Annotated in this window: 21 protein-coding genes; 10 read left to right on the top strand and 11 right to left on the bottom strand. The window is 43.2% G+C overall.

Annotation, left to right across the window (positions count from 1 at the left end):
• Positions 1 to 180 precede the first annotated feature (180 nt).
• Positions 181 to 537, bottom strand: coding sequence for a hypothetical protein (locus BC659_RS12865; protein WP_133475203.1), 357 nt, complete (start codon positions 535 to 537; stop codon positions 181 to 183).
• Positions 538 to 906: 369 nt separating this feature from the next.
• Between BC659_RS12865 and BC659_RS12870 the strand changes: the two genes are divergently transcribed.
• On the top strand, positions 907 to 2,004 hold the full coding sequence (locus tag BC659_RS12870) for a vWA domain-containing protein (RefSeq protein ID WP_133475204.1): 1,098 nt from the start codon (positions 907 to 909) through the stop codon (positions 2,002 to 2,004).
• 118 nt (positions 2,005 to 2,122) lie between these two features.
• Positions 2,123 to 3,676 carry a sigma 54-interacting transcriptional regulator gene (locus tag BC659_RS12875; protein WP_246027143.1) on the top strand — a complete coding sequence of 518 codons (1,554 nt, stop codon included), beginning with the start codon at positions 2,123 to 2,125 and terminating at the stop codon, positions 3,674 to 3,676.
• 37 nt (positions 3,677 to 3,713) lie between these two features.
• Here the strand turns inward: BC659_RS12875 and BC659_RS12880 are convergent, their stop codons facing one another.
• From BC659_RS12880 to glmM, 3 genes are all read right to left on the bottom strand, one after another.
• Positions 3,714 to 4,208, bottom strand: coding sequence for a hypothetical protein (locus BC659_RS12880; RefSeq protein WP_133475205.1), 495 nt, complete (start codon positions 4,206 to 4,208; stop codon positions 3,714 to 3,716).
• Between the two features lie 98 nt (positions 4,209 to 4,306).
• Positions 4,307 to 5,434: a cysteine desulfurase family protein gene (locus tag BC659_RS12885; RefSeq protein ID WP_133475206.1), complete on the bottom strand. Its 1,128-nt coding sequence runs from the start codon at positions 5,432 to 5,434 to the stop codon at positions 4,307 to 4,309.
• Between the two features lie 181 nt (positions 5,435 to 5,615).
• The gene (gene glmM / locus BC659_RS12890; protein WP_133475207.1) at positions 5,616 to 6,995 is read right to left on the bottom strand and encodes a phosphoglucosamine mutase; all 1,380 of its coding nucleotides are present in this window, start codon (positions 6,993 to 6,995) and stop codon (positions 5,616 to 5,618) included.
• 84 nt (positions 6,996 to 7,079) lie between these two features.
• Between glmM and BC659_RS12895 the strand changes: the two genes are divergently transcribed.
• Positions 7,080 to 7,823 carry a class I SAM-dependent methyltransferase gene (locus tag BC659_RS12895; RefSeq protein ID WP_133475208.1) on the top strand — a complete coding sequence of 248 codons (744 nt, stop codon included), beginning with the start codon at positions 7,080 to 7,082 and terminating at the stop codon, positions 7,821 to 7,823.
• Positions 7,824 to 7,890: 67 nt separating this feature from the next.
• On the opposite strand, the gene BC659_RS12900 is transcribed toward BC659_RS12895, so the two are convergent.
• On the bottom strand, positions 7,891 to 8,262 hold the full coding sequence (locus BC659_RS12900) for a hypothetical protein (RefSeq protein ID WP_133475209.1): 372 nt from the start codon (positions 8,260 to 8,262) through the stop codon (positions 7,891 to 7,893).
• 104 nt (positions 8,263 to 8,366) lie between these two features.
• On the opposite strand from BC659_RS12900, the gene BC659_RS12905 reads away from it, so the two are divergent.
• The 3 genes from BC659_RS12905 to BC659_RS12915 are packed head-to-tail and all read left to right on the top strand — an operon-like array spanning position 8,367 to position 11,954.
• On the top strand, positions 8,367 to 9,008 hold the full coding sequence (locus tag BC659_RS12905; protein WP_133475210.1) for a phosphatase PAP2 family protein: 642 nt from the start codon (positions 8,367 to 8,369) through the stop codon (positions 9,006 to 9,008).
• On the top strand, positions 9,001 to 10,668 hold the full coding sequence (locus BC659_RS12910; protein ID WP_133475211.1) for a glycosyltransferase family 39 protein: 1,668 nt from the start codon (positions 9,001 to 9,003) through the stop codon (positions 10,666 to 10,668). The genes BC659_RS12905 and BC659_RS12910 overlap by 8 nt, the downstream gene beginning before the upstream one ends.
• 14 nt (positions 10,669 to 10,682) lie before the next feature.
• On the top strand, positions 10,683 to 11,954 hold the full coding sequence (locus BC659_RS12915; RefSeq protein WP_133475212.1) for a hemolysin family protein: 1,272 nt from the start codon (positions 10,683 to 10,685) through the stop codon (positions 11,952 to 11,954).
• A 67-nt stretch (positions 11,955 to 12,021) separates the two neighbouring features.
• On the opposite strand, the gene BC659_RS12920 is transcribed toward BC659_RS12915, so the two are convergent.
• A complete protein-coding gene (locus BC659_RS12920; RefSeq protein WP_133475213.1) occupies positions 12,022 to 12,537 on the bottom strand; it encodes a DUF6702 family protein in 516 nt (171 codons plus the stop codon).
• 27 nt (positions 12,538 to 12,564) lie between these two features.
• On the opposite strand from BC659_RS12920, the gene BC659_RS12925 reads away from it, so the two are divergent.
• The 3 genes from BC659_RS12925 to BC659_RS12935 all read left to right on the top strand — a co-directional run bounded on the left by BC659_RS12925 (position 12,565) and on the right by BC659_RS12935 (position 16,437).
• Positions 12,565 to 13,149: a HupE/UreJ family protein gene (locus tag BC659_RS12925; protein ID WP_133475214.1), complete on the top strand. Its 585-nt coding sequence runs from the start codon at positions 12,565 to 12,567 to the stop codon at positions 13,147 to 13,149.
• Between the two features lie 11 nt (positions 13,150 to 13,160).
• A complete protein-coding gene (locus BC659_RS12930) occupies positions 13,161 to 15,527 on the top strand; it encodes a M1 family metallopeptidase (protein WP_133475215.1) in 2,367 nt (788 codons plus the stop codon).
• A 67-nt stretch (positions 15,528 to 15,594) separates the two neighbouring features.
• Positions 15,595 to 16,437: an alpha/beta hydrolase gene (locus BC659_RS12935; RefSeq protein WP_133475216.1), complete on the top strand. Its 843-nt coding sequence runs from the start codon at positions 15,595 to 15,597 to the stop codon at positions 16,435 to 16,437.
• Positions 16,438 to 16,631: 194 nt separating this feature from the next.
• Here the strand turns inward: BC659_RS12935 and BC659_RS12940 are convergent, their stop codons facing one another.
• The 4 genes from BC659_RS12940 to BC659_RS12955 form a co-directional block, all read right to left on the bottom strand.
• Complete coding sequence (locus tag BC659_RS12940; protein ID WP_133475217.1) at positions 16,632 to 17,234, bottom strand: c-type cytochrome; 603 nt, start codon at positions 17,232 to 17,234, stop codon at positions 16,632 to 16,634.
• A 32-nt stretch (positions 17,235 to 17,266) separates the two neighbouring features.
• On the bottom strand, positions 17,267 to 18,595 hold the full coding sequence (locus tag BC659_RS12945; RefSeq protein WP_133475218.1) for a porin family protein: 1,329 nt from the start codon (positions 18,593 to 18,595) through the stop codon (positions 17,267 to 17,269).
• Entirely contained in the window at positions 18,588 to 19,145 is a 558-nt protein-coding gene (locus BC659_RS12950; RefSeq protein WP_133475219.1) for an RNA polymerase sigma factor, read from the bottom strand. Before BC659_RS12950 ends, BC659_RS12945 begins: the two co-directional genes overlap by 8 nt.
• Before the next feature lie 210 nt (positions 19,146 to 19,355).
• Positions 19,356 to 20,048, bottom strand: coding sequence for a toxin-antitoxin system YwqK family antitoxin (locus tag BC659_RS12955; RefSeq protein ID WP_133475220.1), 693 nt, complete (start codon positions 20,046 to 20,048; stop codon positions 19,356 to 19,358).
• Between the two features lie 46 nt (positions 20,049 to 20,094).
• On the opposite strand from BC659_RS12955, the gene BC659_RS12960 reads away from it, so the two are divergent.
• Positions 20,095 to 22,578, top strand: coding sequence for a WD40/YVTN/BNR-like repeat-containing protein (locus BC659_RS12960; RefSeq protein WP_133475221.1), 2,484 nt, complete (start codon positions 20,095 to 20,097; stop codon positions 22,576 to 22,578).
• 212 nt (positions 22,579 to 22,790) lie between these two features.
• On the opposite strand, the gene BC659_RS12965 is transcribed toward BC659_RS12960, so the two are convergent.
• Positions 22,791 to 23,546, bottom strand: coding sequence for a class I SAM-dependent methyltransferase (locus BC659_RS12965; RefSeq protein WP_162847430.1), 756 nt, complete (start codon positions 23,544 to 23,546; stop codon positions 22,791 to 22,793).
• Positions 23,547 to 23,764 lie beyond the last annotated feature (218 nt).

Genomic DNA, 23,764 nt, shown 5'->3' on the forward strand with positions numbered 1-23,764 from the left:
GAAAATTCGTATCTTTATACAAGGGACTTTCTGAAAGGGAGGTCCCTTTTTATTTTGCCTACCTGAAAATTTCAATTGTCATTATCTATTTTAGGTAACCTTACAGATAGCTTAGTGGCTAATTCATTACCTGTATTGTAAAAACAGGGTTCTTGTCATATGCCAGGTGCAGGCATCCATTTACTTGTCATCATCATCCTGTTCAACATGTAATATGTGTAATAGCCGATGGATAATTGGCGCAAAGAAAACGGCTGTGATACTCAAAAAAGCCACTCCGCTATACAAGGCGTACAGCGATGAAAAAATTTTTGCTTCCGGGGCTTTCATTTCAACCACCGGTCCCATTCCTGTAAGAATCATACAGGCCATATGAAAGCTGTCTAACCAGGATATATTGCCATAATAGTGATACCCAAAGGTTCCCATCAATACTGAAAATACAATCAGCCCCAACGCAAATAGTCCATATCTGCCCAACCTGAACAGGAATTGTGGAAAGGGCGTTACTTTTTGGGTACGGTTTTCGAATTTCATTTTCCTGTGTTCCTTTATCATATTTGTCAATATTCTTTCCGAATGTACAGCATATCCGGATCAGGTTACCTAAAATCCAGCTTTCGTTTCTGCAAGGTAGACAGGAAGTATTTTATCCCTGATGAGGCTTTTGTAAAATTGTTGCTGTACTGAAATATACCATTCAATTTCTTATAGCCGGTAAACAAATGCTGTTGCAAGTATTTGATAATCTATTACTTATAAGGGTTGCCGATACCTGTCTTACATGTGGATGAATTGCCATCTGCGAAACGGGCATGCTGTGATCTTGGTATATCGAGACAGAACGATTTTCTTTTACGGAAATCGCAAACCTTCCCATTCCTTTGCTTGTTATCTTGCATACAGATGATTGGACACAGATTTATACATTTCGATCCCAATGAAAACAGTCAGAGTAAGTTTGAGCAGTTACTTAATCTTTTCATGCAACTGCTTACCTATACCAATGGCGATGCAGGAGAGGCTTTACAATGGCTGAATGAACTCGATAAACAATACCAACTTACCGATAATGAGTATGGTATGGGCGATTTTATTGAAGACCTAAAACAAAACGGTTATCTCAATGAAGATCCCGCCAGTGGTAATTTTAATATCACCGCTAAATCGGAACAGACCATCCGTAAAAAAAGCCTGGAAGAAATATTCGGAAAGCTTAAGAAAAGCAAACAGGGTAATCACCAGACTTTTAAACCCGGACAGGGTGATGAGATCAATCCGGATACCCGCCCCTTTCAGTTTGGTGATATGCTGGAACAGATTGATTTTACGGAGAGCATACGCAATGCGCAGATCAATCGTGGGGTAGAAAGTTTTACCATGCAGGAAGATGATTTGCAGATCAGGGAAAGTGATTTCAAAACACAAACTTCCACCGTGTTGATGATCGATATTTCACATTCCATGATTCTGTATGGTGAAGACAGGATCACGCCAGCCAAAAAAGTGGCCATGGCACTCAGTGAACTTATTACCACCAAATATCCCAAAGACACGCTTGATATTGTGGTTTTTGGCAACGATGCCTGGAGCATAGAAATAAAAGACCTGCCTTATCTGCAGGTAGGGCCCTATCATACCAATACGGTGGCAGGGCTGGAACTAGCCATGGATTTGCTTAGAAGAAGAAAGAATCCGAATAAGCAGATATTCATGATTACAGATGGTAAACCCACCTGTTTAAAAATAGGAGGGCGCTATTATAAAAATAGTTTTGGGTTAGACAGAAAAGTGGTGAACCGTTGTATCAATCTGGCCGCTCAGTGTAAGAAACTGAAGATACCGATTACTACATTTATGATTGCCTCTGATCCTTACCTGCAGAAGTTTGTGCAGGAGTTTACAGAAATGAACAATGGCAAAGCCTTCTTTGCCAGTCTTGATAAACTCGGCGCCTTTATTTTTAAAGACTTTGAAAGCGGAAAAAGAAGAACCGTTTATTGATAATATAACCCTGCGTAAACCCTCCGTTCTACTTTCTCTGCGGTGATCTTACTTAGAAAAATCACCGCAGAGAACATGGGTTAACGGAGATTACGCAGAGATGAATATAATATAAGCTATGATGAAGATTAAGGACATTAATACATTAGGACAACTGAAAAAGAGCGGGTACCAGCCACGCTCTGTAAAAGAAGAGATCAGGGCCAATTTAATTCGTACCATACAGCAGAAGGAACAACCCTTTACGGGCATTATCGGTTATGAAGACACCGTAATACCCGATACAGAAAGGGCTATTCTCAGTAAGCATAATATGCTGTTTCTCGGTTTACGTGGACAGGCTAAAACAAGAATGGCCCGGCAAATGGTGGATCTGCTGGATGAATATATTCCGGTGATTGCAGGTTCAGAGATCAATGATGACCCGCTGCAGCCATTGAGTAAGTTCGCCAGGGACCTGATTGCAGAACATGGTGATGAAACACCCATACGCTGGTTACACCGTAGTGAACGTTATGGCGAGAAACTGGCAACACCCGATGTAAGTGTGGCGGATCTGATTGGTGATATTGATCCCATCAAAGCGGCAAACCTGAAACTGAGTTTTGCCGATGAAAAAGTGATACACTATGGTATCATACCCAGAAGCAACAGGGGTATTTTTGTGATCAATGAACTGCCCGATCTGCAGGCAAGGATACAGGTAGCACTCTTTAATATTTTACAGGAAGGGGATATACAGATTCGTGGATTCAAATTGAGAATGCCGCTGGATATTCTCTTTGTATTTACCGCCAATCCGGAAGACTATACCAATCGTGGCAGTATTGTTACACCGTTGAAAGACAGGATACAGAGCCAGATACTTACGCACTATCCAAAAACCATTGAACATTCACTCGCTATTACCGAACAGGAAGCTTCCCTGAGTAAAGAGCAGGCATCGCTGGTAAATATCAGTGACCTTATTAAAAGACTCATTGAGCAGGTAGCTTTTGAAGCGCGTAACAATGAATATGTAGACAGGAAAAGTGGTGTTAGTGCGAGGCTTACCATTGCAGCTTTCGAAAATGCAGTAAGTACAGCTGAAAGAAGGGCCCTGATTCATGGCGAAACGCATACACAGGTCTGGATCAGCGATCTTAGTGGTATCATTCCTGCCATTACCGGAAAAATTGAATTGGTATATGAAGGTGAGCAGGAAGGACCCTATCAGGTAGCGGTTAACCTGCTAGACAAAGCCATCCGTTCCCAGTTTCTTACCTATTTTCCCAATCCTGAACAGGCCAAGAAAAGAAGACCGGTTGGAAAGAAATCAGTAGAAGAAAAAGAAGTAGAAAATCCATACAAAGCCATTATCCGCTGGTTTGATGCGGGTAACCACCTCGATCTTTTGATGGATAGCAAAGATGAAACACGAATACACAACCTGTACAAGGTAGATGGTCTGTATGCTTTTGTAAAAAAGCATTATCCGCAGGCCAATGAAATGCAGCAGGCTTTACTGATGGAATTTGTATTACACGGACTCGCAGCCTATTCACTGATCAGTAAGAAAACCATCGAAGGCAAAATTGAATTTAAGGATCTCATCGGTAGTATGATGAACCTTGGAGATATGAACCTTGGTGGAGAAGAAGAGGATGATTTTGATGAAAATGATTACAAATAATATTTATCGCCGGACTTGAAGTCCGGCGATAAATTTATCAGAACTTAAATCCTGCTGATATGCCCCCGTAAAAGGGAAATACTCCTGCACCTGTAATGAGTGGTGATATAAATACCCTTGCAGTAAATCCTTTTTTCTCCGGCTGATAGCGGTAGCCAAAATTGAGGTAGCCAAAAACCGTAGAGTTGCTGTTTTCAAAAAATGATTCTCCATCTGTAACCGTAATAGCGCTGGCTCCTGCGCCCAGTTCGAGATAATGTCCATCACTGCCTGATAAATGGTTAAAGCCTACCGGCACAGCAAACACCCCGGAGGTAAGAAAGCCAATGCCCCCCATGCCTACACGAAAACCCCATCCTTTCTGTCCTTTAAAACGCTGATCGTAGTTGGCTGAAAAAAGGCATGGTCCTCCAATCTCACCAAATACCGATCTGGCTGGTGGTTGGGGCACATCATCTAAATTTCTTTGTGCAAAAATGGGCTGGATACCAATAGTAAAAAGCAGGCATAATGCGAATAAGTTCAATTTCATGGTTCAGTTTTTTATCTGACACCAAAAATCTTTGATCCGCTGTTTTTGTTATTACCACTCATCCAATATCACCCATTCATGTGGGCAGGTGGGTGAGTTTATATCATGTCTTTTAACTGCTCAATTACCTTATCAATTTCTTCTTTGGTATTGCTTTTGGAGAAAGAAAAACGAACGGTAACCTGATTGGGGTTATTGTTAATGGCCCTGATGACATGTGAACCCTGATCGGCACCACTGGTACAGGCACTACCACCGCTGGCACAGATATTATTGATATCGAGATTGAAGAGAATCATCTCGCTTTTTTCTGTTTTAGGGAAGCTTACACTAAGAACTGTATACAGGGAACGACCCAGGGTATCGCCATTGAAAGAAACACCTTTGATATGTTTCTTCAACTGTTCCATCATGTAAATTTTCAAACCTTTGATATAGGCACTATCGTTTTCATAATGGGCAGTAGCCAGTTCCAGTGCTTTGGCAAAACCAACTATTCCATACAGGTTTTCTGTACCCGCACGCATATTTCTTTCCTGACTGCCACCATGTACAAAAGGTTTGATTTTTACATTTTCATTGATGTAAAGAAGTCCCACACCTTTTGGTCCATGAAACTTATGGCTGGCGCCGGTAATAAAGTGAACCGGTGTATTGCGCAGGTCGAATGGAAAATGACCAACCGTCTGTACCGTATCACTATGAAATATGGCACCGTATAATTTACAGAGTTCGCCTACTGCATGAATATCGAGGATATTGCCGATTTCATTATTGGCATGCATCAGGGTAACCAGACATTTCTCTTCACTCTCTGCGAGCAAACGCTCCAGGTCTTCCAGATCAATATGTCCGTTGGGTAACAATTTTACATAACTGAGTGCTGCTTCACCCGTATGGTAGAGGTATTCTACAGTATGGGTAGTAGCATGGTGCTCAATAACGGAAGAAATGATATGCCTGCAACCAAGGTCACGTACAGCAGCTGTAATGGCCGTATTACTGCTTTCAGTACCGCCACTGGTAAAGAAGATTTCTGCAGGATGCGCATTCAGGATTTTAGCCACTGTCTTACGTGCATTCTCAATAGCCAGACGGCTCTCACGGCCATAGCTGTAAATGGATGATGGATTGCCAAACTGATTTGTCAGATAAGGCATCATAGCATCTAAAACCACCGGATCCAGTGGGGTAGTAGCAGCATTATCGAGGTAAATCCTTTCCATGGCGCGAAGGTAAGAAAAAGTCAGTAGTCAGTAGTCAGTAGTGAGTAGTGAGCAGTGAGTGGGAGGGGGTGAATGGTGAATGGTCAATGGTGAATTTTAGGTTTACTCACTACTGACTACTCACTATTCACTACTCACCCCTTCTCATTCACCATTGACCATTGACCATTCACCATTCACACTACATCACTTCCTGAATATCCTTAATCAACTTCCCCGCAATATTAGCGGCAACGGTTTCTGAATTACTTTCTGCATAAATGCGGATGATGGGCTCTGTATTGCTGGTGCGTAGATGAACCCAATCGGTTTCAAATTCAATTTTCAATCCGTCTTCTGTATTGATGGGATGATTTTTATATTTCTTCTTGATGTGTTCGAAGATCTTCTTCAGGTCGAAGCCTGCAGTCAGTTCAATTTTATTTTTGCTCATGAAATAATCCGGATAGGTATTTCTGAGTTGTTTCGCCGATTTCTTTTCATTGGCAAGATGGGTCAGGAACAAGGCAATGCCAATGAGGGCATCACGTCCGTAATGCAGGTCGGGAACAATGATACCGCCGTTTCCTTCACCTCCGATCACGGCATTTACCGCTTTCATTTTGGTTACTACGTTCACTTCACCTACCGCACTGGGGGTATAAGTGCCACCATGTTTTACGGTTACATCTTTCAGGGCACGGGTAGACGACATATTACTAACCGTATTACCTTTTCTGTTTTGTAAAACATAGTCGGCTACGGCTACCAGCGTATATTCTTCACCAAACAATGAACCGTCTTCACAAACAAAACAAAGGCGGTCCACATCAGGATCCACGGCAATACCCAGGTGGGCATTTTGCTTGACCACTTCATTGCACAATTCACGCAGGTGTTCGGGTAAGGGTTCGGGATTGTGTGCAAAGCGGCCATTTACTTCTGCATTCAGTACCGTTACTTTTACGCCCAGTAATTTCAGCAAAGCAGGAACAGCAATAGCGCCGGTACTATTGATGGCATCCAATACCACGCTGAATTTAGCTTTTTTAATAGCAGCCACATCTACCAGCGGGTAAGCCAATACGGCATCTATATGTTGCTGTAAGGCCTGATCGTTCACTGTATAAGTACCCAGTTTATCTACCGGGGCAAATTCAAATTCATCTTTGGCGGCAATCTCAAGCATGGCAGCACCGTCGGCACCACTGATAAATTCGCCTTTTTCATTGAGAAGTTTTAAGGCGTTCCATTCTTTGGGGTTATGGCTCGCAGTAAGTATAATACCGCCTGCTGCTTTTTCAAATACAACCGCCATTTCAACCGTAGGGGTGGTGCTCAAACCAAGATCCACCACATCCAGTCCGAGTGCATTGAGTGTACTTACTACCAGTCTTTGTACCATTTCACCACTGATGCGTCCATCGCGTCCGATTACAATTTTTTTATTACTCCCCGACTGTTGTAATAGCCAGGTGCCATAAGCAGCTGTAAAACGAACAACGTCGAGAGGGCTCAATGTTTCACCGGGTTTGCCGCCAATGGTTCCGCGAATGCCTGAGATACTTTTAATCAATGCCATGACAGGGGTTTTTAACGGCTGCAAACATAATTCAAATTTTTTGTAAGGTTGCTTAGTGTAATTTTGTGCCAACAAAGTGTTTTTATGCCGGATAAAGCGTGGTTTAAGGATTGGTTTAACTCTCATTATTATCATTTGTTGTACCAGCACAGGGATGATCGTGAGGCTTTGGCATTTATAGACACGCTGATTGGCTATCTCAAACCCAAAGCCGGGGCCCTCATGCTCGATGTGGCCTGTGGAAAGGGCCGGCATAGCAAAGCTTTGGCAGAAATGGGTTTTGATGTAACCGGTATTGATTTATCTGCAGCATCCATTGCAGCAGCCAAAGAAGATGAAACAGATAAACTTTATTTTTACCAGCACGATATGCGTTTACCTTTCCGGGTAAACTATTACGATTACGCTTTTAATTTCTTTACCAGTTTCGGGTATTTCAGAACCCGTCGTGAGCATGATAATGCCATCAGAACCATTGCGCAGAGTTTACAGCATGAAGGTTATTTTATCATCGACTATCTCAATGTGCATTATGCGGAAGATAACCTGGAAAAATCTTTTACAAGCCAGATAGGAGATGTTACTTTTCATATCACCAAATGGCAGGACGAAGAACATTTTTTTAAACAGATACAGGTAACGGATCCTGCTCATAAAAGTCCGCAACATCTATTTACGGAGCGTGTGGCAAAATTTTCTTTGGGCGACTTTACCGATATGATGGCCTATCAGGGTATGCAGGTGCAGGAAGTGTTTGGCGATTATCAACTCGGCCGTTACGACGTGCGCCGCTCACCACGTATGATTATTATTGCCAGAAAAAATTAACGCTGCAAAAACTCCGCACCATCGCATTCTCTGCAGTGAAGATCAGGTCATTGCCACAAGAGGGTTATTAATCTTTCTTAGGAACCACTTTTTCCACCTGGGGCTTGATGAAAAAAACACCCCCTTTCACTTTTGTAGGGTCAAATGCATGGGTGCCGGGCATATTAAAGACATAGTCGCTATCCGGATACAAAACGGGCATGTTGTTTTTCATGTCCGCTTCTTTCAGCAACGGAAGTATATCAGCCATAGTTAACTGTTGTGCAACCGGCTCTTTCTTTTTGAAAAGCTGAAGGTAGGGTTGTGATGAAGCATCATTTTTCTGCTGGTTTTTCCAGTATTGTGACAGATTCAAAGGTTCATCAGACTCTTTTTTGATCTGGGCAAAAGATGCCATGGTAGCCAGCAGGGCACTGCCCAACAGCAGTAAGTTTTTCATAATAGAAAAATACGCAATTTGTTCTATTCCTGCAAGTTTTTCGTGTTAAAACTTTATCTATCTCCTTTTGTAAACCCTTGGGCTTATAGTACCTTTACGCTACAATGGTCCATAACTTATTGCTGGAGACTTTTTTTCAAAGGATAATCGATCAGGTAGTCGCATTCGATACCTGGTTGTTCCTGAAAATCAATACCGTATTTACCCATCCCATACTGGATACGGTATTACCGCTTTGGCGCGATTCTGAATTATGGGTGCCGCTGTATTTTTTCCTGATCATTTTTGCCATTATGAATTTTGGCAAACAGGGGTGGACCTGGATTTTATTTGCCATCATCAATGTAACCCTCACCGACCAGGCCAGCAGTTCGCTGATTAAAAAATGGGTAGCGCGTATCAGACCCTGCAATGAAGAAGCCCTGGTGGGAAAAATGAGACTCTTACTGGAACATTGTTCAGGTGGTTTTAGTTTTACTTCCTCACATGCTACCAATCATTTTGGTTTTGCGGTATTTGTGTTTCTTACTACCCGGCATTTTATGGGTAAATGGAGCCGCTGGTTATTGTTATGGGCCGCTACCATTAGTTATTCGCAGGTATATGTAGGGGTGCATTACCCTGTTGATGTATTGGTGGGAGCCCTGCTGGGCACCGGTATAGGTGCGCTTACTGCCAGGTATTACAATCAGAAAATCGGGCCGATCCGGATTGATCAGCCTTCTTTATCTTCTTCTCATGAATAATCGTTTATTTGGCTTTGTCCTTTCAGCCTGTGTGGTCGTCTACATCATTTCCATGTGGCAGATTCCTGTGATTGATATTGATGCAGCGCAGTATGCATCGATGAGCCGCGAAATGATGGAAAACGGATCGTACCTGAAACTGTATGATCTCGGGTTCGATTACCTCGACAAGCCTCCTATGTTGTTCTGGTTGTCCTCACTCAGTCTCAGTTTTTTTGGTGTATTCGACTGGGCATACCGTTTACCCTCGGTACTTATGTTATTACTGGGTATTTATGCAACCTATCAATTCACTTTATTATTTTACCAACGAACCATTGCACAGCTGGCCGCAATCATACTGGCTTCTTCGCAGGCGGTATTTTTAATGGTGCATGATGTGCGTTGCGATACCATGCTGTTAGGATGGGTCATGTTTAGCCTCTGGCAACTCGCCGCATGGTACGAGACGAATCAATGGAAGCATTTTTTCCTTGCTTTCGCAGCCATTGCGGGGGGCATGATGACAAAGGGGCCCATCGCATTGATGATACCGGTATTTGCCTTCGTACCACATTTTATGTTGAGAAGGGAGTGGAAGCAATTCTTCAGGTGGCAATACATTCCGGGGCTGCTCATTGTGGCTATATTACTCATACCCATGAGTATCGGACTCTACCAGCAGTTCGATTTGGAACCCGGCAAGGTATTTCATGGCAGGGCCATACAATCAGGATTGCGTTTTTACTACTGGACACAAAGCTTTGGTCGTTATACCGGCGAAAATGTATTCAATGAAATGAATCACTTTACTTTTTTGCTGGAGAATATGCTCTGGAGCTTTCTTCCCTGGATTCTCTTTTTTCTGGTGGGATTATGGCTCGTTATTCGTCAGCTCATACAACAGAAATGCAGGATCGGTAAAGAAGAAGAATGGATCAGTGCCGGCGGTTTTATCATCACCTATTGTATCCTGGCGAGAAGTCAGGCACAATTGCCGCATTATATTTTTGTGGTACTGCCACTGGCCGCCATCACCACAGCCAGAGCAGTTTATACTTTGTTGTTTGAGAAAAAATACCCACGGTTAACAAGGGTACTTTTCTGGATACATACAGTTATCTTTCTGTTATTATGGGCGGCTGCCATTGTCTTAATGGTATGGCCCTTCCCTGAAATACATTGGCTGGTGAAGCTGATCAGTATATTTGGTTTGTTGCTCTATGGCTGGGTACTTTTCAAACCCGGTGGTAGTTTACCCAAGCTCATGCGGATGGCACTGCTTACTGTTATAGGTGTAAACCTTTGTCTGGCAACTGGGTTTTATCCGCACCTGCTTCAATACCAGTTTGGTAATACGGTAGCCAAAGTACTGGATGAAAAAAAGATCCGTAAAGAGCGGGTGATATTGTACAATATCGATGAAAGCAGGGCCCTTCATTTTTATGGTAAGCATATTTTTCAGCGTAAAACAGATAGTCTTTCTCTACAGTCTGGCGATATACTCATCACCAGAAAAGAAAGTCTTTCCGCGCTTCAACAACGCTTTCCCAAGCTGAATACTATATTTGAGGGAGCATATTATGGGGTAAGCATGCTCAGCCTGCCTTTTCTAAACCCTCAAACAAGGTCAAAAGAAACGGTACCCTATGTGCTGGTTGTGCTGAACGGGCAACCTTAGAAATGTAAAAAATTATGACTGAAGTACTCATCATACTGGGTTTGATTATACTGAATGGTTTTTTTTCCATGGCTGAAATAGCACTGGTCTCGGCACGTAAGGCCCGTTTGGAAGCACAGGCAGCCAAAGGCGATGTAGATGCCCGGAGGGCACTGGAACTGGCCAATCATCCAGATACTTTTTTATCTACCATACAAATTGGTATTACGCTGGTGGGCGTGTTAACGGGTATTTATTCCGGTGATACTTTTAAGGAACCCTTAAAAGCCTGGCTGGAAGGGTATCAGATCAACAGTGATTATGCAGGTACCATTGCTACTATCATCATTGTGATCATCGTAACCTATTTATCATTGGTACTGGGCGAGCTGGTGCCAAAAAGAATCGGACTGAGCAATCCGGAAGGTATTGCTAAATCGGTAGCGGGTCCCATGCGTATTGTTTCCTGGATTACCTATCCATTTATCTGGTTATTGAGTAAATCATCACATGTTATCATCCGCCTGCTGAATATGAAGCCGAATGATAACCAGGTAACAGAAGAAGAAATCAAAGCCATCATTAGTGAGGGAACTGAGCAGGGAACCATAGAAGAAGCTGAGCAGGAAATCATTGAACGTGTATTTCACCTCAGCGATCGTAACATCACTTCTTTAATGACACACCGCAGCGATATTGTATGGCTTGAAGTAGATGATACGGTGCTGGTTGTTCGCGATGAAGTGATGGAGAACATGCACTCCGTTTACCCGGTTTGTGAAAAAGATATTGACCATATTAAAGGCGTGGTATCCTTAAAAGATTTATTTGCCGCCGAACCCGGCAGCAGCATCAGCGACCTGATGAAGGATGCCATGTATGTTCCTGAAAACAATACAGCCTATCAGGTGCTGGAAAAATTCAAGCAAACCAAAATTCATCATTGTTTTATTGTGGATGAATATGGTTCGGTGCTGGGACTGATTACGCTGAATGACATCCTTGAAGCCATTGTAGGCGATATTCCACAGGAAGAAGATGAAGCCTATGAAATTACTGAGCGGGCCGATGGCAGCTTCCTGGTTGATGCACAGATTCCTTTTTACGATTTTCTGACCCATTTCGATAAAACAGAATGGATGATGGAAGGCGACCGCGATTTCGATACACTGGCAGGCTTTATTATCCATGAACTGGAAAAAATACCGGTAACAGGGGATACCCTCGACTGGAAAATGTTCAAATTCGAAATCGTAGACATGGATCAGCACCGCATCGATAAAATCCTCGTTTCCTTAAGCGAATAAAGCCCTGCGGCTATCCCTGCGTACTCATGTTCTCTGTGTTGGATTGTTCACGTCACCGCAGGCTAATTTAGAAAGAAAAAGAGATATCCCGCCTTGGGTAATCGAGTTTGTGGGTTTTTTGTACGCCCTTTGATTTTACATGTACAATGTTCACCTGATTGGTTTCATAATCATATAAAAAACTACAGTCAACCGCTACCTGGTTCACCACCGGCTGTTTTTCAATTTCAAAATAGCACCAGGTACTTTCCATCTGTTGCTCATAACCCACCAATGTAAAGCGGACGGGTTTACCATTCACGTTTAATTTCAGGTGCTCAGTCATATAAGCCAGTAATTGTTTTTCAATGACTGGTTTGTCTTTAGGACTTAGGATATCGAGCTGTTGTTTGCTGTATTTTTCAAGTGTCTTTTCAAGATCGTCGCTGAATACACGTACGCTGATTTCTATACTGGCATCTTTGGCATTGTGGTTAATATCAATCACCGACATAAAAAAAGGGTGTACCACCGTCAGCATTCCTGTAAGCATCCATTGAATCAGTATATTTACCATTTTAAATGCGGCTTTATAACGCTGCAAATGTCACAATAAATTTGCAATTCATTTATGGATCAGTTTCTGACGTATTTCCAGGTAGGTTTTGAGCATATTGTGAGCCGTAACCTGGGTGTGGATCATATCTTATTTATCGTGGCGCTGGCTATCCGTTACCAGTTTGCCGACTGGAAGAAATTACTGGTACTGGTTACAGCATTTACCATCGGTCATTCTGTTACCCTGGCACTCAGTGTGTTGAATATGGTGAATTACTCGGTAAGCTGGATAGAGTTTCTGATACCGGTTACCATCGTTATTACGGCCCTCAGCAATTATGCGGTAAAGAAATTCAGTTTCAATACCCGGTTCCCGCTGATTTATTTCTTCGCATTATTTTTTGGTTTAATACATGGCCTGGGATTCAGTAATTACCTGAAAAGTATGCTGGGAAAGAATTCTTCCGTGATATGGGAGCTGTTTTCCTTTAATGTGGGGTTGGAAGCGGGTCAGTTGGTGATTGTACTGGCTATGTTGATCATTTCATTTATATTCGTCAATCTTTTTAAGTGCAACCGCAGGGAGTTTATGCTGTATATCAGCGGCGGCGCTTTTGCTGTAGCACTTTTAATGGCATTAGAAAGAGTTCCTTACTAAAAAAACAAACGATGAGAAAATTGGCTTTACTGGCACTGGGGTCAGTATGCATGATGGCTGTGCAGGCACAGAATATCATGAACAACCCTACATCCAATCATGGCAACAGGTTTGAGCAACTGGGTACCATTCTGCCAACCCCGAATGAATACCGTACTGCAAGTGGTGCGCCGGGCCCTAAATACTGGCAGCAGCGTGCCGATTACAACATTAAATGTGAACTGGATGAAGCGAACCTGAAATTAAAGGGAATCGAAACCGTTACCTACTATAATAACTCTCCGGATATGCTTACTTATATCTGGTTGCAGCTCGATGAGAATGAACACAATTCGCAGAAAAATGCGGGTTATGATGATCCATCCTCACTCCGTCAGGTATCAGCCAATGCACTCGATGCCCTTGAAGAACGTAAAACGGATAATGGTTATGGCCATATCATCAGCAAGCTTACCGATGCAACAGGTAAGGCACTGAAATATACCATCAACCGCACCATGATGCGTATCGACCTGCCTGCAGCTTTAAAGCCCGGACAGAAATTTGTATTCAATCTCGACTGGAGCTATAAAATTTCTGACCGTATGGTGAAAAATGGTCGTGGTGGTTATGAACTGGTAGATGGGAATCACCTGTTTACCATGGCACAGTGGTTTCCTCGTCTCTGTGTATACAGCGATTTTCAGGGATGGCAGAATCATCAGTTTACCGGAAGAGGAGAGTTCGCCCTCACTTTTGGTAACTATACCGTACAGATTACCGTACCAGCAGACCATGTGGTACTGAGTACCGGTGAGTGCCAGAACTATGCACAGGTATTAACACCTGCACAACAGGCACGTTGGGCAAAAGCACAAACGGCTACAGAGCCTGTTGAAATTGTAACCCTTGAAGAAGCCAAAAAAGCAGAGCAGGGCAAAAGCACACAAAAGAAAACCTGGATCTATAAAGCAGACAATGTTCGTGACTTTGCATGGACTTCAAGCCGCAAATATGTTTGGGATGCGATGCCTGCCTATGTTGAGGGCAAGAAGATTATGTGTATGAGTGGTTATGGTAAAGAAGCCTATGGTCTGTATAGAAAATATTCAACCAAAATAGTGGCGCATACCATTAAGTCTTATTCTAAATTCTCTATCCCATACCCATACCCTGTGGCACAAAGTATTGAAGCTGCCAATGGTATGGAATATCCAATGATCTGTTTCAACTACGGACGCACCAATCCTGATGGTACTTACAGTGAAGCTACCAAGAATGGTATGATTGGTGTGATCATCCATGAAGTAGGACATAACTTCTTCCCGATGATTGTGAACAGTGATGAGCGTCAGTGGTCATGGATGGATGAGGGTTTGAACACTTTTGTGGAATACCTGGCAGAAGAGTTGTGGGATAACAAGTTCCCTTCTCGTCGTGGGCCGGCCTGGGGCATTGTAGATTATATGAAATCTCCCAAGGAACAACTGGAACCTATTATGACCAATAGTGAGAACATCATTCAGTTTGGTCCAAATGCCTATGCTAAACCAGCTACCGGTTTAAATATTCTGCGTGAAACCATTATGGGCAGAGAGCTGTTCGACTTTGCTTTCCGTGAATATGCACGCCGTTGGGCTTTCAAGCACCCAACACCTGCAGATCTGTTCCGTACCATGGAAGATGCCAGTGCGGTTGATCTTGACTGGTTCTGGAGAGGTTGGTTCTATGGTATTGAGCCTTGCGATATTGCCATTGATACCGTTCGTTATGCCGTATTCGATGCCAATGCTGTACCACAGGCAAGAACTGGTGGAAGCCCACGCATGCTTTCGATCGACAAACCATTGGTGAATGCGTTTGAAGACATTTCAAAAATCAGAAACCGTGAAGATAAGAGTATTGTATTCCAGACCGATGCCGATACTTCTTTACGTGATTTTTACTGGAGATACGCACGTGGTTTAGAACCTTATGATTCAGTTACCAAAGTGCCGATGCCTTCTTTTGGTACCCCCGAAGTTTTATCAGAAGCCGAGAAAGCTAAATACAAAGACATGCACCTGTATGAAGTAACTTTCAGCAATAAGGGAGGTCTGGTAATGCCATTGATTGTAGAGTTTACTTTTGAAGATGGCACCAAAGAAACACAACGTTTATCTGCACAGATCTGGAGAAAGAATGAAAACAAGGTAACACGCGTTTTCATGACGAAGAAAAAAGCGGTAAGCATTAAGCAGGATCCTATGCGTGAAACAGCCGATATCAATGAAGGCAATAATACATGGCCCTCTGCAGCCGAGCCTACCAAGTTCCAGCTGTTTAAAATGGGTGGTGCTGCCCGCGGACAATCACAGGGTGTGAATCCGATGCAGAATGCACAGCAGAAGAAAAATTAATCGATATAAAAGTGTTGTTAGCCGTCCAGCCTCAGGCTGGACGGCTTTTTTTATTAATATTGTTACCATGAAAAAGAATACCCTCCTCCAGCTTTTTTTCTGTACCTGTTTTGTATGGATACTGAATTGTACGGTTACTGCGTCAACGGTTGATACCATTGATGTTCACAGTAAGGTGATGCATAAAAATATCAAGGCCGTTGTGATTACCCCACAGGGCTATGATGCGAAAAGCGGAAAAAAATATCCGGTTGTATACCTGTTGCATGGGCACAGCGCTAATTACCGTTCCTGGATAAAAGATGTACCCTCCATTAAAAAATCTGCAGATGAACTGGGACTGATTGTGGTTTGTCCGGATGGTGGTTTCAATAGCTGGTATATCAACAGCCCGGTAGATACATCCGTAAAATATGATAGCTATATTGCTGAAGAACTGGTGCCTTATATAGATGCCAACTATGCAACCATAGCCGATAAAAAGGCAAGGGCCATTTCAGGTTATAGTATGGGCGGACATGGTGCGCTTTACCTGGGTATCAAACATCCTGATCTTTTTGCCAATGTAGGTAGTATTTGTGGTGGGGTAGACCTGCGTCCTTTCCCCAATAACTGGCAGTTGAAAAATATACTGGGCGATTTACAGACAAGTCCTGCCAACTGGGATGCTTACTCCGTAATTAATATGGTGGATCTGTTGGGTAAGGGACAACTGAACCTGATGATTGATTGTGGTGTGGATGATTTTTTTCTGGCCGTAAACCGCAAGCTGCATGAAAAACTGGTGAACATGAAAATCTCCCATGAATACATTGAAAGGGAAGGAGGACATACCCGTAATTACTGGGCCAATAGTGTAGACTATCATTTCTTCTATTTCAAAAGAATGTTCACCCAGGCAGGGTATTGATTCTTTTAACACAGCATTACAGGAAGAAAAGAATGAAATACGAAGGATAATTATTTTACGGAATACACCTCCGTGTTTCACTTTCTGTAAACCTGGGGTTCATTTTATGAATACCTCAACACCTGCAAATAAAAAAAGCAACCTCCTGCCAAGGTTGCTTCGTACTGCATTGATTGTTTACAGTGGCCTCGTTATCAGTCACTATATTTACCACCTGCAGCAACCCAGTTAGTAATTTTTTGTTTATCTGTTGCATTCAATTGTCCGCCCTGTGGCATAAAGGATGGATTGCCATCTACTGCTCTTGCTTTAATGCGCGCAGCAGCATTCACAATATTACAATCGCTACCAAAATTTTGTCCACCCTGTGCAGCAGCGCCTGTATGACAGCTATTACAGTTGGCAACAATCACCGCTTTCACCGCTGCGAATAAAGGTCCGCTTGCGTTAGCAGCTACTGTTACGGTTGCCGATTTGGTACAGCCTTCGCCATCTTTTGCAATGATGGTATGGTCACCCGCACTTACATTACTGAAGGAAGCTGAGGATTGAAAAGTCCCACCATCGATATTATAGGTAAAATTCGTACTGCCACTTGCAGATACGGTAATGGTGCCGCCGGTACAACCAGCTGCATTGGTAGTGGTGGCATTCACCACAATATTTTTTGAGGCACAGCTACTACCGGCTGGTGGATTGGGTGATGGGGAATCACCTCCCTTACTACAGGCCACTACAACGATGGCGGTGGTTGCCATGGATAGAATAACAATTGCTGATTTACGTATCTGCTTCATAAATTGGTTTTAGATATTTAAACCTATATACGTTATTTCTTTTCTGAAGGTTGTCTGAGTTGTAAAGAAAAATTTAAGCCAAAACTGCTAAGTCTGATACTGCCAAACCCAACACCTCTTAAAGGCAAAGCTGCATAGGGTTCTATCAGTACACTAGCACCGGGACCTATATTTTTTCTCCAGCCTGCTGAGAGCCTGAGTATCGATAATAAATGTGTATTGCCATTTGGGTAATTACTATTGCGGGTTACCGGTTGCCCGTTCCAGTAATAAGAGTAATCGTAATTTTCTCTTGTCATGAAATAAGAAGAAATACCACTGCTCACAAAGAAGCTGCGCTTGCTGCCTGGCTTAAACTGGTAGCGAACCAGTAATGGTAATTCCCACATATTACAAAAGCCTTCCACTTTGGTGAGTTTATAATTGGCTATCCAACTGTTTTTCGGTGCATGAAAATCTTCGCCTGCTACTGCATAGTTTTTCTTTGTATAGATTATGCCCGTATGTAAAGACCAACTTTCATTAAAATGATAACCCAGTATTACGCCTGCATTAATACCCGACTTACCGGTGTATGTAAATTTTACGGTACTGGCATCCATACCTGCCAGGAATGCAAAGCTGAACTTGCTTTCTTTAGCTTTTTCTTTTTTTACAATATCATTACGTGTTTCCAAAGTATCGGTAAGGGGCACTTGTGTGGCTGTATCTGTTTTTTCAATGATACGGTCAGTTGTTTGTTTGCTGCCTGAATCGATCGTGGGGCGGATGCTGTTAACAGTTGTCGTATTTGTTGTGGCAACAGGTTCGGTGGCTGGCACAACCGCTGTGACAGTCTGCACCGTTGCTTGTTTTGGGGCTGCTTCTTTTACCTGTTCTGTGTTTTTATCGGTTACCTGTAATGAACCCCGATTGGATGTTACAGCCGTTGCAGTAGTACTGATGTACTTTTGCTTTTTGACAACAGGAATAACAGCCGCTACAGTTTTGCTTACGTTGTTGCTGTTAATATTGGATATATTTTCCTTCGTAATGGCTGTGTTGTTGTCTGGCTCTTGTTCTGTTGCAGTACTGGTATTTTTTTCCGGCTTGTCAGTTTTATTTTTTGCAGAAGCTGGTGCTGTTGAGGAAATAGCGGCAGGCTCCGGCCATAGGGTATACAGTATGCCTGCACCTGCCAGTAATAAAAATGGTAGCAGCCACCAGAAAATAAAGGGTCTTCTTTTCTTTTCTTCAACGGGCATCACTTTATCCAACGCCGCTTCCATCTTCTCCCACGAAGCCCCACCCGGTGCTGTATATGCATCGGCAGCCTTGCGGCTCAGTTGCTCGAGCCTGTTATCGTTGTTCAGGTCAGACATAGTTTTTTATTCCGCTTCGTTCTGCAATCATTTTTCTCAGGTTGCTTTTGGCTTTCGATAAATTCGATTTGGAAGCACCCACACTGATGTCGAGTGTTTTGGCAATTTCATCATGGCTCAGTCCTTCTATCACAAAAAGGTTGAACACGGTTCTGTAAACCGGTGTCAACTGCCTGATGGCTTCAATAATTTCATCATAAGCCATTTTATCCAATCCCGATTCCTGCTTGTCAGCATAGATATCCTGTTCCGGGTGCTGATCCATACTGATAATGTTCAGCTGCACTTTTCTCAACTGATCAATACAGGTATTTACAATAATCCGTTTGAACCAGCCTTTCAGCAGGGCCTCGGTATCGCCGTCTCTGTTGGCCTCAAAACGGTGGATATTTTTGAAAAGTTTGATAAATGCCTCATGAACCATTTCCTCCGCTTCTTCCTGCTGGTGTATATAACGGTAACTGATTTTCAGGGCATAATCAAATAGCCACTGGTACAGCATACGCTGACAGTTACGGTCGTTATTACAACAACCGTTAATCAGGGTCATTATTTGAACAGTCTCACGAAGCAAAATGTGGCAGTATGTTAGTGAATTCCTCTCCGTTAATCTACGAATTATATCTGGAATACGAGAGGTGTAGGGGAAAGGTTGCCTGGGGGAAAGGTTCAAGCTTCAAGCTACAAGTGTCTTGTGCAGTACTTATTTTCCTTGAAGCTTGTGGCTTGAAGCTTGCAGCTTGAAACCTATGGTTTCGTTCTATCCTCCTGTTCTTCCATCCCTTATTTTGGTTTTTTTCTTGCCGGAGTTCTTTTTTTCAAAGTCAAGCACTTCTTTGGGCTTATTCTTTACCGATGCGCTGTCCTTTTTCACCGACGTGCTGTCCGCTCGTTTTACGGTTTTTTCCGGATTGCCGGGTTCTTTTCCGGGTTCAACAAACTGATCGAGGAACCAGTTTTCTGTGCGTATAATTTGTCCGGTAACGGGATCATAAAAACGCCAGCGGCCATGTTTAAGGGCGTTACCGGTTACTTTTACAATCACCTGTTCTACCTTGGTGGGGTCATTTACATCCTGTACATCTACGGTGTCAAACTGTCTGGCCGGGTTCATGGCACGCCATCCCTCTTCACGCTCTAAGCCAGTTATAGTAAAGTATTTACTGGTTCCGTCCTTGAGCCCCCAGCGATAATTTTCAATGGCTATCATATCACCCATGAGGTTAAAACGACGCCAGGCACCTTCTTTTTTTCCATTAACAAACTGCCCTTCTTCCTCATAGCCACGCTCACCCCTGATAGGAGGCACTTCCACTTTCCAGCGACCCTGTTTGAGTCCGTTTTTGTCTGTGCAGTTGATCGTATCCCGCTTCGATGTAAGCTTAAAACTAACACATTGGGCGGCAGACCCCAGTGAAAAGAAAATGAACAATGGTATTGCTATCAAACGCATAATCGTTTAAATTGGGCATCCCAAATTACCAACTATTTACTTTAGTATGAGAAAATTAACAACTGCTTGCTTCCTGTTATGGTCCATCATTGGCGTAGCACAGGTGAAGCCAACATCTGCGGATGTTCGAATGAAAGCTGTTCAGCAAAGAAAACAGTTACAACAGTCGCCGGTAAACAATACCAGCTTCCGTAATATCGGTCCAACCGTTATGAGCGGAAGGGTAGTAGATATGGAAGTAAATCCCGATGACCCTACTGAGTTTTATGTAGCTTATGCATCTGGTGGTTTATGGCATACCATCAATAATGGCCAGAGTTTTACACCTATTTTCGATTCAGAAGATATCATGACCATTGGCGATATCGCTATGCATTGGAAAACACGTACCCTCTGGGTAGGTACCGGTGAAGTAAACAGCAGCCGTTCAAGTTATGCAGGTATGGGTGTGTTTAAAACCACCAATAACGGTAAGAACTGGGAATACCTCGGTTTGCCCGAGAGTCATCATATTGGCGAAATTGAAGTGAATCCCAATGATCCCAATACTGCCTGGGTAGCCGTACTCGGACACCTGTATTCTCCCAATAAAGAGAGAGGTGTTTATAAAACAACCGATGGCGGTAAAACATGGCGCCTCACACTTTCCAGCGATGCCAATACCGGCGCCGTTGACCTGGAAGTGAATCCCAAAAACCCGAATGAATTATATGCGGCTATGTGGTATCGTACACGTACGGCGTCTAATTTTGAAGAAGGTGGCAAAACAAGTGGTATCTACAAAAGTACCGATGGTGGCGAGAACTGGCAGCTCATATCAAAAGAAGGCTCCGGTTTCCCGAATGGTGATGGTGTGGGTAGAATCGGTTTGATGGTGTATGCTGCTAATCCCAATACCATTTTTGCTGTAGTGGATAATAATTTCCGTCAGCCTGCCAATGCACGTCAGAATACAACGGATACCAGCCGTTATGTACTCGCAGATTTTAAGGACCTCAGCAAAGAGCAGTTCCTGGCACTGAACGACAATAAGCTGAATGCATTTGTTCGTTCACCCAGAAATGGTATCCCTGCAAAATATACAGCCGCCTCCCTGAAAGAAGCCGTAAGCAACGGAACACTGGCACCTACCGCTATCTGGGATTTTCTGTATGATGCCAACACTGCATTATTTGAAACACCCATCTATGGTGCACAATTATACCGCAGTGATGATGGTGGTGCTACCTGGAAAATAACACATAAAGATGCGCTCCCTAACCTTTACAGTACCTATGGTTACTACTTTGGTAAAGTATGGGTTAGTCCAACCGATGATAAGAAAATTGTACTCACCGGTGTAGGTTTGATGATGAGTACCGATGGTGGTGCTACTTTCAAACAGATTGGTAAAGAAAATGTACACTCCGATCACCATTTTGTATGGATCAACCCCAAGCGTGATAGCCATATGATTAATGGTAACGATGGTGGTTGTAATATTACCTACGATAATGGGGAACATTGGTTCAAAGCCAATACACCTGCTGTAGGACAGTTTTACAATATTGCCGTTGATATGGCCCGTCCATACAATGTGTATGGTGGTTTACAGGATAACGGTACCTGGTTTGGTGCCAGCACTACCCGTGAAAACTACGACTGGTATGATGGCGGACATAACCCTTATACTTCTATCGGAGGTGGTGATGGTATGCAGGTGCAGGTTGACTGGAGAGACAATAAAACGGTTTACAGTGGTTCTCAGTTTGGTGCATATAGCAGACAAACCATTGGCACGAGAGAAAGAAGAAGTGTGCGTCCTGCACGCGATCTGGGAGAAACACCATTGCGTTACAACTGGCAGACACCGATTCTGTTGAGCCGTCATAATCAGGATGTATTCTATTATGGTAGTAATAAGTTCCACCGCAGCATGAACCGTGGCGATAGCCTGGTAACCATGAGTGCCGATCTTACTACCAATCCACAGCAGGGTGATGTACCATTCGGTACTTTAAGTACCATGAGTGAAAGTCCGCTGCGTTTCGGTCTTATCTATGTAGGTTCTGATGATGGTAATATTCAGGTGTCTAAAGACGGTGGTTATACCTGGACATTGATCAATAAAAAATTACCCAAAGGTTTATATGTGAGCCGTGTTACTGCCAGTGCCTTCAGTGAATCAAGAGTATATGTATCACTCAATGGTTACCGTAACGACCATTTTGAAGCTTATGTATATGTAAGTGATGATTATGGTACTACCTGGAGACAAATCATGAAAGACTTACCAGCAGAACCTGTAAACGTTGTAAAAGAAGATACCGAAGATGGTAATATTATCTATGTTGGTACCGATGGTGGTTTATATGTGAGTATCGATGGCGGTAACAGTTCAATGATGTGGAACAAAGGCATGCCCAACAGCATCCCCGTTCACGATCTGGTAGTGCATCCAAGAGATGGTGAAATCGTAATAGGCACCCACGGCCGCAGCTTATACGTAGCCAAACTCGATGAGCTGCGTAAGATGGCGAAGAAGAAATAATGTAGGATGTCAGATCGCAGATGTCAGATTTGTGATTTGGATATTTTGTAGTGCTTGATTAACTCCGTGCGATTGTATCGCACGGAGTTTTTTTTGCTTGGCTGATTGATTTTAGCCGTTAGCTATTAGCCATTAGCCAATCGGTAGTAAATTTTACACTATCTCCTCTATTCAAAATCTGACATCTGCTATCAGACATCCGCGATCCGACATCAGCCATTTCTTCTCCCAATCCACAAATCCTGCCTGCCTGCTTTTTCAGGATGGGTGGTGCCGTTGAAATGGGAGAGGAGTTCAAATTTTTCTTGCAGTAGGTTTTTACATGTTTCGGGTTGATGATAGGTGCTCATCATTCTGTGTCCGGCGATGGGGTACTGGGTGCTATAGATACCTTTTTGCCGGATGGTTTGTTTGCTTTCTTCAGGTAGTTTGTCTATAAAGTATTGGCCATGTGTGGTGATCCAGCATATACCACCGGGTTTTAGTATGCGGTGCAGTTCTGTGAGCCAGGCTTCCTGTTCCGAAGCGGGAATATGGGTGAGTACGGAGAAACCGATGATCAGGTCAAACTGATGGCTGCTGAATGGGAGTGGGGGCTGTTGTGGTTGTGTGATAAAATGAATATGATCAATATGTTGCTGGTTCCATTGAATGGTTTGGGTATTGGTATCGCAGCCGGTTATTACGGCATCCGGACAAACTGTTTTTAAGTGGCGTGTAATTCTTGCCGGGCCGCAACCCCAGTCTAATATCTGCGGGGTCGGGGGCAGATAATCTTTTATGCTGTCTATTATTTCCTGTGCAGTCAATGCGCCATCTTCTATGTACTTTCTGTAATTGAGTTGATACGATTCGTATAAGGTATAGGCATCAGGTAAAGCAGTGGTTGGATACTCTTTACGGAAGCGTCTGTTACTGCCTGCATACCTGAGCTGCTGCCATCTGAACAGCAATCTGTCTGTAAGCACAGGGAACAAAGATTTCAAGGTATGCACCAATGACATGTGTAAAGAAAATAAAGAATATCCAATGTGCAATATCGAAGTTGTGAAAACCTTCCCTTCTCCCTTTCTCCTCCGCAGGAGTCATTAGGACCTGCAAAAAGGTCGGAGAATTACTAAGCTTACTATGTGGGAATTTTTTTCGCAGGGACAAGGGGAGAGAACAGAGAAATATCGAATAGCTA

The organism is Sediminibacterium goheungense, from assembly GCF_004361915.1.
GTDB classification, from domain to species: Bacteria; Bacteroidota; Bacteroidia; order Chitinophagales; family Chitinophagaceae; genus Sediminibacterium; species Sediminibacterium goheungense.